Origin of the sequence: Rhodococcus sp. JG-3 (assembly GCF_000482405.1) — a bacterium.
GTDB lineage: Bacteria > Actinomycetota > Actinomycetes > Mycobacteriales > Mycobacteriaceae > Rhodococcoides > Rhodococcoides fascians.
In genome coordinates this window covers 3,344,656-3,356,672 of the sequence record NZ_KI519398.1, presented here as the reverse complement: position 1 = coordinate 3,356,672, position 12,017 = coordinate 3,344,656, and the positions used below count along the sequence as shown (strand labels likewise).

The 12,017-nt window shown below is 64.7% G+C and carries 11 protein-coding genes; 1 reads left to right on the top strand and 10 read right to left on the bottom strand.

The window, feature by feature from the left end:
- Positions 1–25: 25 nt before the first annotated feature.
- The 5 genes from tatC to pafA all read right to left on the bottom strand — a co-directional run bounded on the left by tatC (position 26) and on the right by pafA (position 4,895).
- Positions 26–997: a twin-arginine translocase subunit TatC gene (tatC, locus tag K414_RS0117315; RefSeq protein ID WP_027497094.1), complete on the bottom strand. Its 972-nt coding sequence runs from the start codon at positions 995–997 to the stop codon at positions 26–28.
- A 109-nt stretch (positions 998–1,106) separates the two neighbouring features.
- Positions 1,107–1,373: a Sec-independent protein translocase subunit TatA gene (tatA, locus tag K414_RS0117310; RefSeq protein WP_027497093.1), complete on the bottom strand. Its 267-nt coding sequence runs from the start codon at positions 1,371–1,373 to the stop codon at positions 1,107–1,109.
- Positions 1,374–1,458: 85 nt separating this feature from the next.
- Positions 1,459–2,454 carry a YafY family protein gene (locus K414_RS0117305; protein ID WP_027497092.1) on the bottom strand — a complete coding sequence of 332 codons (996 nt, stop codon included), beginning with the start codon at positions 2,452–2,454 and terminating at the stop codon, positions 1,459–1,461.
- Complete coding sequence (locus K414_RS0117300) at positions 2,451–3,443, bottom strand: YafY family protein (RefSeq protein WP_027497091.1); 993 nt, start codon at positions 3,441–3,443, stop codon at positions 2,451–2,453. The genes K414_RS0117305 and K414_RS0117300 overlap by 4 nt, the downstream gene beginning before the upstream one ends.
- Positions 3,444–3,536: 93 nt before the next feature.
- Positions 3,537–4,895 (bottom strand): Pup--protein ligase, encoded by a 1,359-nt coding sequence (gene pafA, locus K414_RS0117295; RefSeq protein ID WP_174557245.1) that lies wholly within the window; start codon positions 4,893–4,895, stop codon positions 3,537–3,539.
- Between the two features lie 76 nt (positions 4,896–4,971).
- Here pafA and K414_RS0117290 point away from each other — a divergent pair, with 76 nt between their 5' ends.
- Complete coding sequence (locus K414_RS0117290) at positions 4,972–6,441, top strand: bifunctional phosphatase PAP2/diacylglycerol kinase family protein (protein WP_027497089.1); 1,470 nt, start codon at positions 4,972–4,974, stop codon at positions 6,439–6,441.
- A 37-nt stretch (positions 6,442–6,478) separates the two neighbouring features.
- Here the strand turns inward: K414_RS0117290 and prcA are convergent, their stop codons facing one another.
- From prcA to arc, 5 genes are all read right to left on the bottom strand, one after another.
- Positions 6,479–7,252 (bottom strand): proteasome subunit alpha, encoded by a 774-nt coding sequence (gene prcA / locus K414_RS0117285; RefSeq protein ID WP_027497088.1) that lies wholly within the window; start codon positions 7,250–7,252, stop codon positions 6,479–6,481.
- Entirely contained in the window at positions 7,249–8,190 is a 942-nt protein-coding gene (gene prcB / locus K414_RS0117280; RefSeq protein WP_027497087.1) for a proteasome subunit beta, read from the bottom strand. Before prcB ends, prcA begins: the two co-directional genes overlap by 4 nt.
- Positions 8,187–8,381 (bottom strand): ubiquitin-like protein Pup, encoded by a 195-nt coding sequence (locus tag K414_RS0117275; protein ID WP_027497086.1) that lies wholly within the window; start codon positions 8,379–8,381, stop codon positions 8,187–8,189. The genes prcB and K414_RS0117275 overlap by 4 nt, the downstream gene beginning before the upstream one ends.
- A gap of 195 nt (positions 8,382–8,576) precedes the next feature.
- Positions 8,577–10,076: a depupylase/deamidase Dop gene (gene dop / locus K414_RS0117270; RefSeq protein ID WP_027497085.1), complete on the bottom strand. Its 1,500-nt coding sequence runs from the start codon at positions 10,074–10,076 to the stop codon at positions 8,577–8,579.
- Between the two features lie 81 nt (positions 10,077–10,157).
- Positions 10,158–11,921, bottom strand: a complete 1,764-nt coding sequence (arc, locus tag K414_RS0117265) for a proteasome ATPase (RefSeq protein WP_027497084.1) — start codon at positions 11,919–11,921, stop codon at positions 10,158–10,160.
- Between the last annotated feature and the right edge of the window lie 96 nt (positions 11,922–12,017).

Genomic DNA, 12,017 nt, shown 5'->3' with positions numbered 1-12,017 from the left:
TCGCGCCCCGTCGCTGGGACTCACATCAGATCGTGTCGTCGTACTGTGCCTGTGTTCGGGTCGCAGTGCCGATACCGCCCACCGGCGGTGTCGGTGCGACAGCGTGTGGGGCCTGGATAGAACTTGCGCCTTCGATGCGTGTTGCTTCGTCATCTGACACATCACCCCATTCGTCTCTTCTCTTGCGCAACTTACGCTTGTCGTGAATCCGCGCAATCTGCACTGCCATCTCGAAGAGCACCGTCAGAGCCAACGCCAAGGCCAGCATCGAGAAGGGATCCTGTCCGGGCGTTGCGATCGCCGCGAACACGAACAGTCCGAAGATCAACCCGCGACGCCACGCCTTCAGGCGTTCGTAGGTGAGAACACCGACGAAGTTCAACCCGACGACCAGCAGCGGTATTTCGAAGCTGACACCGAAGATGATCAGAAGATTGATCAGAAAACCGAAGTACTGATCGCCGCTCAGTGCCGTGATCTGGACGTTGTCACCGATCGACAGCAGAAAGTGCAAGCCCTTGGCGACGACGAAGTACGCCAGAATCGCTCCGGTCACGAACAGCGCAGCGGCACCGGTGACGAAGGAGACTGCGTAACGGCGTTCGTTGGCGTACAGGCCGGGAGTGATGAACGCCCAGATCTGGTACAGCCAGATGGGGCAGGCGAGCACGACGCCTGCGGTGAACGCCACCTTGAACCGCAGCAGGAACTGGTCGAACGGGCCGGTGGCGAGCAGGCGGCACTGATCGTCGTTGCTCAGATCCGCACGCAGGCTCGGGTCCAGGGTGCAGTACGGGCCTCGGAGCAGATCGCCGAGGCTTTCGACGCCGAAGATCGTGTGTGAGTACCAGAAGAATCCGAATGCAGTGGTCACCGCGATGGCCAGCAGCGACCAGAGCAGCCGGGTTCGCAGCTCGTACAGGTGATCGACCAACGACATCGTGCCGTCGGGATTGACTCGACGCTTACTGCGCCGTGGATCGAACGGAATGCGCATGGTGTTCTACGGTCAGCCTTCTTCGGTCGGCAGGCGGCACGAGGCCGTCACCGACAGCAGTGAACCTTCGGTGCCGCGTCGGCACCGAAGGTGTGCTGAGCGGCGTCGCTCAGGCAGACTTCGCGTCGTGCTGGGGTGTGGTCTCGGTCTGCGCCACGGGTGCCGGCGATGGCAGCTGAGCGGGTGCGGCCGGCTGCTGTGCAGTCGCGGTATCGGTGTCGGATTTGCCGTCGTTCTGCATCTCCTTGACCTCGCTCTTGAAGATGCGCAACGAGCGTCCGAGTCCACGCGCAGCCTCGGGCAGCTTCTTGGAACCGAACAGAATGATGACGACCACCGCAACGATGGCCCAGTGCCAGGGACTGGTGAATCCCATGTGAACCTCCTGAGATCAGATGAATCGAGCGTACCCGACGGCGGGCGGTGCGCTCGGCAACGGAGCGCACCGCTTCACCTCACGTTCATGTTGCGAGGCCGCCATCGGTGTCGGTGGCGTCGAGCTCCGCGTAGGCATTCAGGGCGGACCGCGCACGATCGCGGACGGAATTCACCAAGGATTCAGGTCCCAGTACGGTGACGCCACCGCCGAACCCGAGGGTCAGCCGGGTCATCCACTGCAGCGTCGCGAAACGCATGGTCACCTCGATGGACCCGTCCGAATCGGCGGCTACCTGCGTCATCGGGTAGTAGTCCAGGATCCAGGTGAACGCAGGTGAGACGCGTAACCGCGCTTGGGACAGAGAGGGGTCGTCGTTGAATATTTCGAACGCGTCCTCGTCCTGCACCGACTCCGGCGGAGACGACGGTTCGTCGAGTTCGGTGGCCGAATCGATGCGATCGAATCTGAACAGCCGAACGCCCTCGGCGCCGCGACACCATGCCTGCAGATAGCTGTTGTCGTCGACCACCACGGTCCTGATCGGATCGACGATGCGCTCGGTGAGCACGTCTCGCGACGCCGAATAGTAGGTGAGTTCGAGTGCGTGCCGGGCTCGGAGCGCAGACCGTACGGTGCTCGACACCGGACCCTCCTCCGCGTCGGCCGTGTCGTGGTCGGACGAGAGCGGCACATTCGCCGCCGCCGACCCGGCCGCGGTCTCGATCTTCGCGATCGCTCGCTGAGCGGCCGACGGATCGACCATCCCCGGCATCGAGGTCAACGACCGAAGTGCGACCAACAGTGCGGTGGCCTCGGTGGACGTCAACCGCAGCGGCCGGTCGATCCCGGCGGAGAAGGTGACGTCGATGCTCTCCTCGGAGAACGACAGATCGATGAGGTCACCCGGTCCGTACCCGGGCAGACCGCACATCCAGAGCTGATTGAGATCGGCCATCAGCGTCGCGGTGGTCACGCCCAGTTCCCGAGCGGCCTCCTCGGCGCTCAACCCCGGATTGGCCATAAAGAAGGGCACCATGTTGAGCAGGCGGGCCAACCGCACCGACAGACGCGCGCTCATCGTTCGTTCTCCAGTTCGGCTGCAGTCTGCAATGTGGAGATGACATCGGCCCGCAGCTCTGCCGGGGCCAACACCATCGCGTCGGGACCGTGACCGGCGATGAGCCGCGAAATCCAATCCCAGGACCGTACCGGAACCTCGACGACCGTTCCGGTGCGCGACCCCACCGTCTGCTCCCCCACCACGGTGCCCATCCTCCGCAGCTCCGTCGCCCGACCGTCCTGGAGCCACACTCGCGCGGTACCCGACACCGAGGACGTGCCTGCGACGCGGCGGACGATGTCCTGAAGATCGATACCGTCTGGCTTGCGGACACTCTGAGGTGATCCGAAGGCTTTGACGTCGTCGCCGATCCGGGACAGTCGGAAGGTTCGGGTGTCGTCTCGGTCCACGTCGTGTCCCACGAGATACCACCGTCCCCGGAACGTCACAACGCCCCACGGCTGGACGGTTCGGGTGACGAACGGCTCGGTCAACGAGGGTCGATGCTCGAACCGCACCGACTTCCCCTCGTCGATCGCCGCGAGCAGGGCGCCCAGTGCGGGCTCGGACCCGCGGGTTCGGGCCGGAACGGCCGTGACGGCAGCCGCCGACTCGTTCTGGTCGACCTGAATACCTGCGGCGCGCAGTTTCAGCAGCGCACTCTGGGCCGCGGAGGTCAGTTCCGGTGATTCCCACAGTTTGACGGCCACCGCGACCGCAGCCGATTCCTCGCTGGTGAGATCGATGTCCGGCAGCTCGTAGGCATCTCGGTTGATGCGATAGCCCTCGACACCACCGAACCGCGTGGCGATGCCGGTCTCGAGGGGCACCCCGAGATCGCGCAGTTCGTTCTTGTCACGCTCGAACATCCTGCTGAACGCTTCGAGGCTCGTCGAGTCGTCGTACCCGGCAACGCTCTCGCGGATCCACTCCGCGGTCAGGAACTGACGCGTCGACAACAGACAGATGACCAGGTTCATCAGGCGTTCGACTTTGGTGGTGGCCACGACAGTCGAGCCTAGTTGTTCACCGCCCGCCGGAGCTGTAGCGACCCGAGTTGCCTGGACCGCTACCCGACCTCCAGCCGAGTCGGGTCCGGACTACATCGATGCGATGAGTCGCTCGACGCGCTCGTCGACCGAACGGAACGGGTCCTTGCACAACACCGTTCGCTGCGCCTGATCGTTGAGTTTCAGGTGTACCCAGTCGACGGTGAAGTCGCGTCCGGCTTCCTGGGCCGCGGTGATGAACTCACCGCGCAGCTTCGCGCGTGTCGTCTGCGGCGGCAGATTCACCGCTTCGTCGATCTGCTCGTCCTCGGTGACTCGCTTGACCAGACCCTTGCGCTGCAGCACGTCGAACACTCCCCGTCCACGCTTGATGTCGTGGTACGCAAGATCGAGCTGAGCGATCTTGGGATCGGAAAGTTCCATCGAGTAGCGGTCCTGATACCGCTCGAACAGCTTGCGTTTGATGACCCAGTCGATTTCGGTGTCGACCTTGGCGAAGTCCTGCGACTCGATGGCATCGAGTGTGCGTCCCCACAGGTCCACCACCTGTGTCACCTGAGCATTCGGCTCCCGCGTCTGGAGATGCTCGACGGCCCGGGAGTAGTACTCACGCTGGATTTCGAGTGCACTGGCCTGGCGGCCACCGGCGAGGCGGACCGGCCTGCGACCGGTCAGATCGTGGCTGACCTCGCGAATGGCCCGAATCGGATTGTCCAGCGCGAAGTCTCGGAAGGAGACACCTGCCTCGATCATCTCGAGTACGAGTGCGGCCGTCCCCACCTTGAGCATGGTCGAGGTCTCGGCCATGTTGGAATCGCCGACGATGACGTGGAGCCGGCGATACTTCTCGGCATCGGCGTGCGGTTCGTCGCGAGTGTTGATGATCGGCCGCGAACGAGTGGTGGCCGACGACACGCCTTCCCAGATGTGCTCGGCGCGCTGCGAGAGGCAGAACGTCGCGGCCTTGGGTGTCTGCAGCACCTTGCCTGCGCCACAGATCAATTGGCGGGTGACCAGGAAAGGTAGGAGCACATCCGAGATGCGCGAGAATTCGCCCGCTCGCTGGACGAGGAAATTCTCGTGGCAACCGTAGGAGTTGCCCGCCGAATCGGTGTTGTTCTTGAACAGGTAGATGTCTCCGCCGATGCCCTCCTCGGCGAGACGCTGTTCGGCGTCGATCAGCAAATCCTCGAGTACTCGCTCGCCAGCGCGATCATGGGTGACCAATTGCAGCAGGCTGTCGCATTCGGCAGTGGCGTACTCGGGATGCGAACCGACGTCGAGATAGAGGCGAGCGCCGTTGCGGAGGAACACATTCGAGCTGCGGCCCCACGAGACCACGCGACGGAAGAGGTAGCGGGCCACCTCGTCCGGACTCAGGCGTCGGTGTCCGTGAAAGGTACATGTGACACCGAACTCGGTCTCGATGCCCATAATTCGTCGCTGCACACTTCGACACTACAACGCAAGCCACCGATGGATGTGTCGGAGCGCCTCGATGGCGCACATGCCTAGGCTGGGCCCTATGACTTCCACGCCTACGTCTGTTGCGGCCTCGGTTCACGCGTGGGACCTGTCCCTCGTTGCGCGAAGCGCGGCATTGCGCTCGAGCAGGGCGGATGCAGGGCTCCGCGCGTTGAGCACGGCCGCCGATCACAGTCGCCTGTGGCTCGGAGCTGCCGCACTTCTCGGCGCGGCCGGTGGCTCGGCCCGACGCGGCGGCGTGCGGGGGCTGATCGCCGTGGCGGGTGCGAGCGCCGTGGCGAACGGTCTGCTCAAGCCGGTGTTCCCGAGGTCGAGGCCGGATACCGAGCTGGTTCCCGTACTCCGCCGGGTGCTCGCCCCGCCGGTGTCCTCGTCGTTTCCCTCCGGTCACTCGGCGTCCGCAGCCGCCTTCGTCACCGCGGTCGCCATCGAATCACCGAAGGCAGGATTGCTGTTGGCTCCGGTCGCCGCAGCAGTCTGCTATTCCCGGGTTCACGTCGGCGTCCACTGGCCCACCGATGTCGTCGCCGGAGCGGCGCTCGGTTCGGCGATCGCGCTGTCGACCCGCCGCTGGTGGGCCGTGCGTTCGGCGAAGCCCGCCGATCTCGGCTCGCCGGTCGAGGTCGAGGCACTGCCGGGCGGACGGGGACTGTTGGTGCTGGTCAATCCCGGATCCGGTGACGGTTCGGAGGCGGTACCGGACGCCATCCGTCGCGAGCTCCCCGACGCCGACCTCTTCGTACCCGATCCCGAGAGGGACTTCAACGAGCAACTGGAAGAGAGAATTCGGAACACGACGCCGCGTGCTCTCGGAGTGTGTGGAGGCGATGGCACGGTCGTCAGCGTCGCCGCCTCGGCCGCCCGTAACGGCCTGCCACTCGCCGCGTTTCCGGGTGGCACTCTCAACCACTTCGCTCGCGACACCGGTCTGACCGCAGTCGAGGACACCGCCGCCGCCGTCGAGGCGGGCACCGCCGAACTGGTCGACATCGCCGAGGTGGACGTCGACGGCCGCAGGGTGTCGTTCGTCAACACCGCGACGTTCGGGGGTTACCCCGACTCGGTGCGGTTACGGCAGAAGCTGCAGAAGCGAATCGGTAAGTGGCCGGCCGCTGCGGTTGCGATGACACGAGTGCTCGCGGCTGCAGAGCCACTGAACATTCGACTCGACGGGGTGCCGCACTCGGTGTGGATGCTCTTCGTCGGCAACGGTACCTACGATCCGATCGATCAAGTTCCCATGTCGCGCAGCAGCATTCATACCGGCACCCTCGATGTTCGCTTTCTCCCGTCGGAACCCAAGGCATCGAGAACACGACTGCTGTGGGCGACGATCACCGGAACGCTCGGCTCGTCGCCTGCCTACGTGCGCAGTGTGGCGCAACGCTTGACCGTCGAGGTGGACGGTGCCCCGGTTGCCCTCGCGGCCGACGGCGAGGTCGTCGGAGACAGCACGACATTCCAGTTCAGCAGTGACAAGAACGGCCTCGTGCTCTACCGGAAGCGATAGAGCACGAGGCCGTCGACCTCGATCCGAAGTGTGGGGACTACTGCGGAGTCTCCGGCTCCGAGGAGCCGTCGCCGGTCGCGGACGGTGCCGATGCGGGCAACATGTCCGCCAGAGCAGCTCCAGCGATACGCCGGAACGCTCGACGCGGTCGCCCCTGATCCAGGACGGCTACCTCTAGGGCCGACACCTCGAGAACCTTCTTCTCGGGCTCGGCACCGGCAGTCGCAGGCGAAGTCGGACCGGCGGTGAGCGCGTCGACGGCGATACGAACTGCGTCCGCCAACCCGAGGCCGGACCGGTACGTATCCTTCAGCGCGGCCACGATGGGCTCGGTGGTGCCGCCCATGACGACGAAATCCTGTTCGTCGACGATGGAGCCGTCGTACGTGATGCGGTAGAGCTGCGTGGCCATCGGCTCGTCCTGATGGGACACCTCGGCGACGCAGATCTCGACCTCGTACGGCTTGAGCTGCTCGGTGAAGATGGTGCCCAGTGCCTGGGCGTAGGTCTTCGCCAACGACCGGCCGGTGACATCGCGTCGATCGTAGGTGTATCCCTTGATGTCTGCGTGCTGGATGCCGGCCTTGCGTAGGTTCTCGAACTCGTTGTACTTGCCGACGGCAGCGAAACCGATGCGGTCGTAGAGCTCACTGACCTTGTGCAGCGCGGTCGAGCGATTCTCGGCGACGAACAGGACCCCGTCGGCATACGCCAGCACGATGACGCTGCGGCCGCGGCCGATTCCCTTGCGCGCCAATTCCGAACGATCGCGCATGATCTGTTCGGCAGATGCGTAATACGGCATCGTCATAGCGCGCTACCCCCTTCGCTGACTTCCTGGCCTGCTCGGGTGTGGTGGTCCGTGCCGCCGGTGTGTGCTGCGCTCTCGGTTCGTTCTGCCAGAACCGATCTGGCCGCAGCCGATATGCGATCGTGCGCGACGTCGTCCGCACCGACGCTCGTGATGGCAACCGCCGTCGGGTAGATGCCGCGGGTGACATCGGGACCACCGGTGGCCGAGTCGTCGTCGGCGGCGTCGTACAGCGACTCGACTGCAGCCCGAAGCGCCTCGTCCTCGGACATTCCGGGGCGATACAACTTCTTGAGCGCGGATTTGGCGAACAACGAGCCCGAACCCACCGCGTGATAGCCCGACCGCTCCTCGTAACGCCCGCCGACCACGTCGTACGACACGATGCGTCCGGCTCTGTCGGGATCGGAGATGTCGATGTCGAATCCGACCAGCAACGGCACCGCAGCCAGTCCCTGCATCGCCGCACCCAGATTGCTCCGAACCATCGACGACAACTTGTTGGCCTTGCCGTTGAAGGTGAGCGGCACGCCCTCGATCTTCTCGTAGTGCTCGAGTTCGACAGCGAACAGACGAACCAATTCGATTGCGATACCCGCAGTTCCGGCAATGCCCGCAGCGGAGTACTCGTCGGTGACGTAGACCTTCTGCATGTCCCGGTTGGCGATCAGATTGCCCTGAGTGGCGCGCCGATCACCGGCGATCAGCACCCCGCCCGCGTAGGTGAGGGCGACGATCGTCGTCCCGTGCGGAGCGATGCCGGACTTGTCGGTGGTGCCGTTGGCGGCGTGGGACGCCAGGTCCGCGGCGAGGCCGCTCTCCGGCAGCAGGTGCGGGGCGTGCTGCCGGAGGTAGTCGGAGAAGGACGAGCTACTGGACCCCAGCGGAATCGCCGGTCCGTCGCCTGCCGACCGTGGGTCCGAACGATCCACCGTCACTGGCCGCCCTTCTGAACGTAGGCGCGGACGAAGTCCTCGGCATTCTCCTCGAGTACGTCGTCGATCTCGTCGAGAAGATCGTCGGTCTCCTCGGCCAACTTCTCGCGCCGTTCCTGGCCACCGGCCCCCGTGTCGCCTGGGACCTCGTCGTCGCCGCCGCCGCCCGAGCGCCGTGTCTGCTCCTGAGCCATAGTCGCCGACCTCCTCCGTGTATCGAGAAAACAGATCTACTGCACGGTCGCCGGGTCATCCGAGGCGCACCGGCGTGGATGTGCAAGTGCTACCGAACGTTCCGCCGAAAGTGCACGGACCTTTACCCTACCGACAGTCCGACCTCGCCGGTTGGCAAGACACCGCCGAACGACCCATTCGAATGCCATGGACGATCAGGTGGTGAGCTGGTCGACCAGTTCCGCTGCACTGTCCACGGACTCCAGCAGGGCACCGACGTGGGATTTCGTTCCCCGCAACGGCTCGAGCGTCGGAATCCGTACCAACGAATCGCCACCGAGATCGAAGATGACCGAGTCCCAGCTCGCCGCGGCGATGTCGGCACCGAATTTGCGCAGGCATTCGCCGCGGAAGTAGGCCCTCGTGTCGTCGGGCGGTGTGCCGACCGCATCGAGAACCTGCTGCTCGGTGACGAGACGATCCATCGAACCGCGGGCGACCAACCTGTTGTATAGGCCCTTGTCGAGGCGGACATCGGAATACTGCAGGTCCACCAGGTGCAGCCGCGGAGCGGACCAGCCGAGGCCCTCACGCTGTCGGAAGCCTTCGAGCAGTCGCAGTTTCGCCGGCCAGTCCAGCAGATGCGCGCACTCCATGGGATCGCGCTCGAGCAGGTCCAGCACCATCGCCCACTTGTCGAGCACGTCCAGTGCTCGTGCGTCGTCGCTGCCCTCGGCGGCCACGAACTTCGCCGCCCGCTGGTGGTAGATCCGCTGCAGCGCAAGGCCCGTCAGTTCGCGGCCGTCGGCGAGTGCCACGGCTTTACGCAGGGTGGGATCGTGGCTGATCTGATGGACAGCCGTGACCGGCCTGGCCAGCTGCAGATCCGACAGGTCGACGCCCGCCTCGATGAGGTCGAGCACGAGGGCCGTGGTTCCCACCTTGAGGTAGGTCGACATCTCCGCCAGGTTGGCGTCGCCGATGATGCAGTGCAGACGTCGGTACTTGTCTGCGTCTGCGTGCGGTTCGTCCCGGGTGTTGATGATGCCGCGCTTGAGGGTGGTCTCCAGTCCGACCTCCACCTCGATGTAGTCCGCTCGCTGCGAGAGCTGGAACCCGGCCTCGTCGCCCGACTGGCCGATACCGACTCGACCGGAGCCGGTGATGACCTGCCTGGAGGCGAAGAACGGCGAGAGCCCCGCGATCACCGCCGAGAACGGCGTCTCGCGCGACATCAGGTAGTTCTCGTGCGTGCCGTACGACGCGCCCTTGCCGTCGACGTTGTTCTTGTACAGCTGCAGGCGCGGAGCCCCCGGGACGCTCGACGCGTGCCGTGCGGCCGCTTCCATGACGCGTTCGCCTGCCTTGTCCCAGATCACCGCGTCCAATGGGTCCCGCACCTCCGGGGCCGAGTACTCGGGGTGCGCGTGATCGACGTACAGGCGGGCACCGTTGGTGAGAATCATGTTCGCCGCACCGATCTCGTCGGCATCGATGACCGGAGCCGGTCCGCTGAACCGTCCGAGATCGAAGCCTCGTGCATCGCGCAGCGGTGATTCCACCTCGTAGTCCCAGCGGGTGCGCTTGGCGCGGGGCACTCCTGCGGCTGCCGCGTACGCCAACACCGCCTGGGTGGACGTCAGGATCGGGTTGGCGGTGGGTTCGGTCGGTGAAGAAATGCCGTACTCGACCTCGATACCGATGATGCGCTGCATAAGTCGAGCCTAGACGGCCGACAGATGCAGTTCGGGGCGCGCCCTGTGCGGACGCGCCCCGAAAACTGCCCAGCGGTGGATCTACAGGTACTGACCGGTATTGGCCTCGGTGTCGATCGCCCGGCTCGCGCTGGCGTTCTTACCGGTGACCAACGTGCGAATGTAGACGATTCGCTCGCCCTTCTTGCCCGAGATCCGAGCCCAGTCGTCCGGATTCGTGGTGTTCGGCAGATCTTCGTTCTCCGCGAACTCGTCGACGATGGAATCGAAAAGGTGCTGAATCCGCAGTCCGGCGTTTCCGGTTTCGAGAACCGACTTGATGGCGTACTTCTTTGCCCGGTCGACGATGTTCTGGATCATGGCCCCGGAGTTGAAGTCCTTGAAGTACAGAACTTCCTTGTCCCCGTTGGCGTAGGTGACCTCGAGGAACCGATTGTCGTCACTCTCGGCGTACATGCGCTCGACGACGCGATCGATCATGCCCCGGATGCACGCCGCGCGATCGCCGCCGAACTCGGCGACGTCGTCGGCGTTGACCGGAAGCGAATCGGTCAGGTACTTCGAGAAGATGTCCTGTGCCGATTCGGCGTCGGGACGCTCGATCTTGATCTTCACGTCGAGTCGGCCGGGTCGCAGGATCGCCGGGTCGATCATGTCCTCGCGATTGGACGCACCGATCACGATGACGTTCTCTAGACCTTCGACACCGTCGATCTCGGCGAGCAGCTGCGGAACGACCGTCGTCTCCACGTCGGACGAGACGCCGGAGCCGCGGGTACGGAAGATCGAGTCCATCTCGTCGAAGAACACGATGACCGGGGTGCCCTCGGACGCCTTCTCTCGTGCCCGCTGAAAGATCATGCGGATATGACGCTCGGTCTCACCGACGAACTTGTTGAGCAGCTCGGGGCCCTTGATGTTGAGGAAGAACGACTTCGCCTCCCGCGCATCCTGGCCACGTGCCTCGGCGATCTTCTTGGCCAACGAGTTGGCAACGGCCTTGGCGATCAACGTCTTTCCACACCCGGGAGGGCCGTACAGCAGCACGCCCTTCGGTGGCCGCAGTGAGTACTCCCGGAACAGGTCCTTGTGCAGGAACGGCAGCTCTACGGCGTCCCGAATCTGCTCGATCTGTCGACCGAGACCGCCGATGTCCTCGTATCCGACGTCCGGAACCTCCTCGAGAACGAGATCCTCCACCTCGGCCTTGGGAACGCGCTCGAACGCGTAGCCGGCCTTGGTGTCGACCAGCAGCGAATCCCCGGGACGGAGCTTCCGTGACGGCTCGTCCGGGTCGACCGGTCCGTCGTCGTTGACCATGTCGATCAACGGTTTGGCCAGCCAGACCACCCGTTCCTCGTCGGCATGTCCGACGACGAGGGCGCGCGATCCATCCCCCAGAAGCTCTCGGAGAGTGCTGATCTCGCCGACCTGATCGAAGGTGCACGCCTCGACGATGGTCAACGCCTCGTTCAACCGCACGGTCTGTCCCGGAGCGAGCGTGTCGGCCTCGATGTTGGGTGAGCACGTCAGTCGCATCTTCCGACCGGACGTGAACACGTCGACTGTGCCGTCATCGAACACGCTCAGCAGGACGCCGTATCCGCTCGGCGGTTGACCGAGACGGTCCACCTCCTCGCGCAGCGCGATGAGCTGTTGTCGGGCCTCCTTGAGAGTGTCGAGCAACTTCGTGTTGCGCAGCGACAAGGAATCGACCCGGCCCTCGAGCTCGCGTACCTGCTCGGGGGACTCCCCCAGTTGGCGCCGTAGCGACGCGACTTCGGCTCGCACGGCGTCCAGTTCGGCTCTGGCCGCGGCCACATCCGGATTGTCTGTTGAGCTCATGAGCGACTCCTCCCAGTGACGATCTATCAACGCTACCGGCAGCGGCGCGGAGATGCGGACCGACACCTCGAACGGGGTCGGCATCCACTCTGCTCG

What these genes read in the sequence shown, in the direction of transcription:
- arc (WP_027497084.1), bottom strand. Translation starts at nt 11,921, where the DNA reads ATGAGCTCAACAGACAATCCGGATGTGGCCGCGGCCAGAGCCGAACTG.
- tatC (WP_027497094.1), bottom strand. Translation starts at nt 997, where the DNA reads ATGCGCATTCCGTTCGATCCACGGCGCAGTAAGCGTCGAGTCAATCCC.
- dop (WP_027497085.1), bottom strand. Translation starts at nt 10,076, where the DNA reads ATGCAGCGCATCATCGGTATCGAGGTCGAGTACGGCATTTCTTCACCG.
- prcA (WP_027497088.1), bottom strand. Translation starts at nt 7,252, where the DNA reads ATGACGATGCCGTATTACGCATCTGCCGAACAGATCATGCGCGATCGT.
- K414_RS0117275 (WP_027497086.1), bottom strand. Translation starts at nt 8,381, where the DNA reads ATGGCTCAGGAGCAGACACGGCGCTCGGGCGGCGGCGGCGACGACGAG.
- K414_RS0117290 (WP_027497089.1), top strand. Translation starts at nt 4,972, where the DNA reads ATGACTTCCACGCCTACGTCTGTTGCGGCCTCGGTTCACGCGTGGGAC.
- tatA (WP_027497093.1), bottom strand. Translation starts at nt 1,373, where the DNA reads ATGGGATTCACCAGTCCCTGGCACTGGGCCATCGTTGCGGTGGTCGTC.
- K414_RS0117305 (WP_027497092.1), bottom strand. Translation starts at nt 2,454, where the DNA reads ATGAGCGCGCGTCTGTCGGTGCGGTTGGCCCGCCTGCTCAACATGGTG.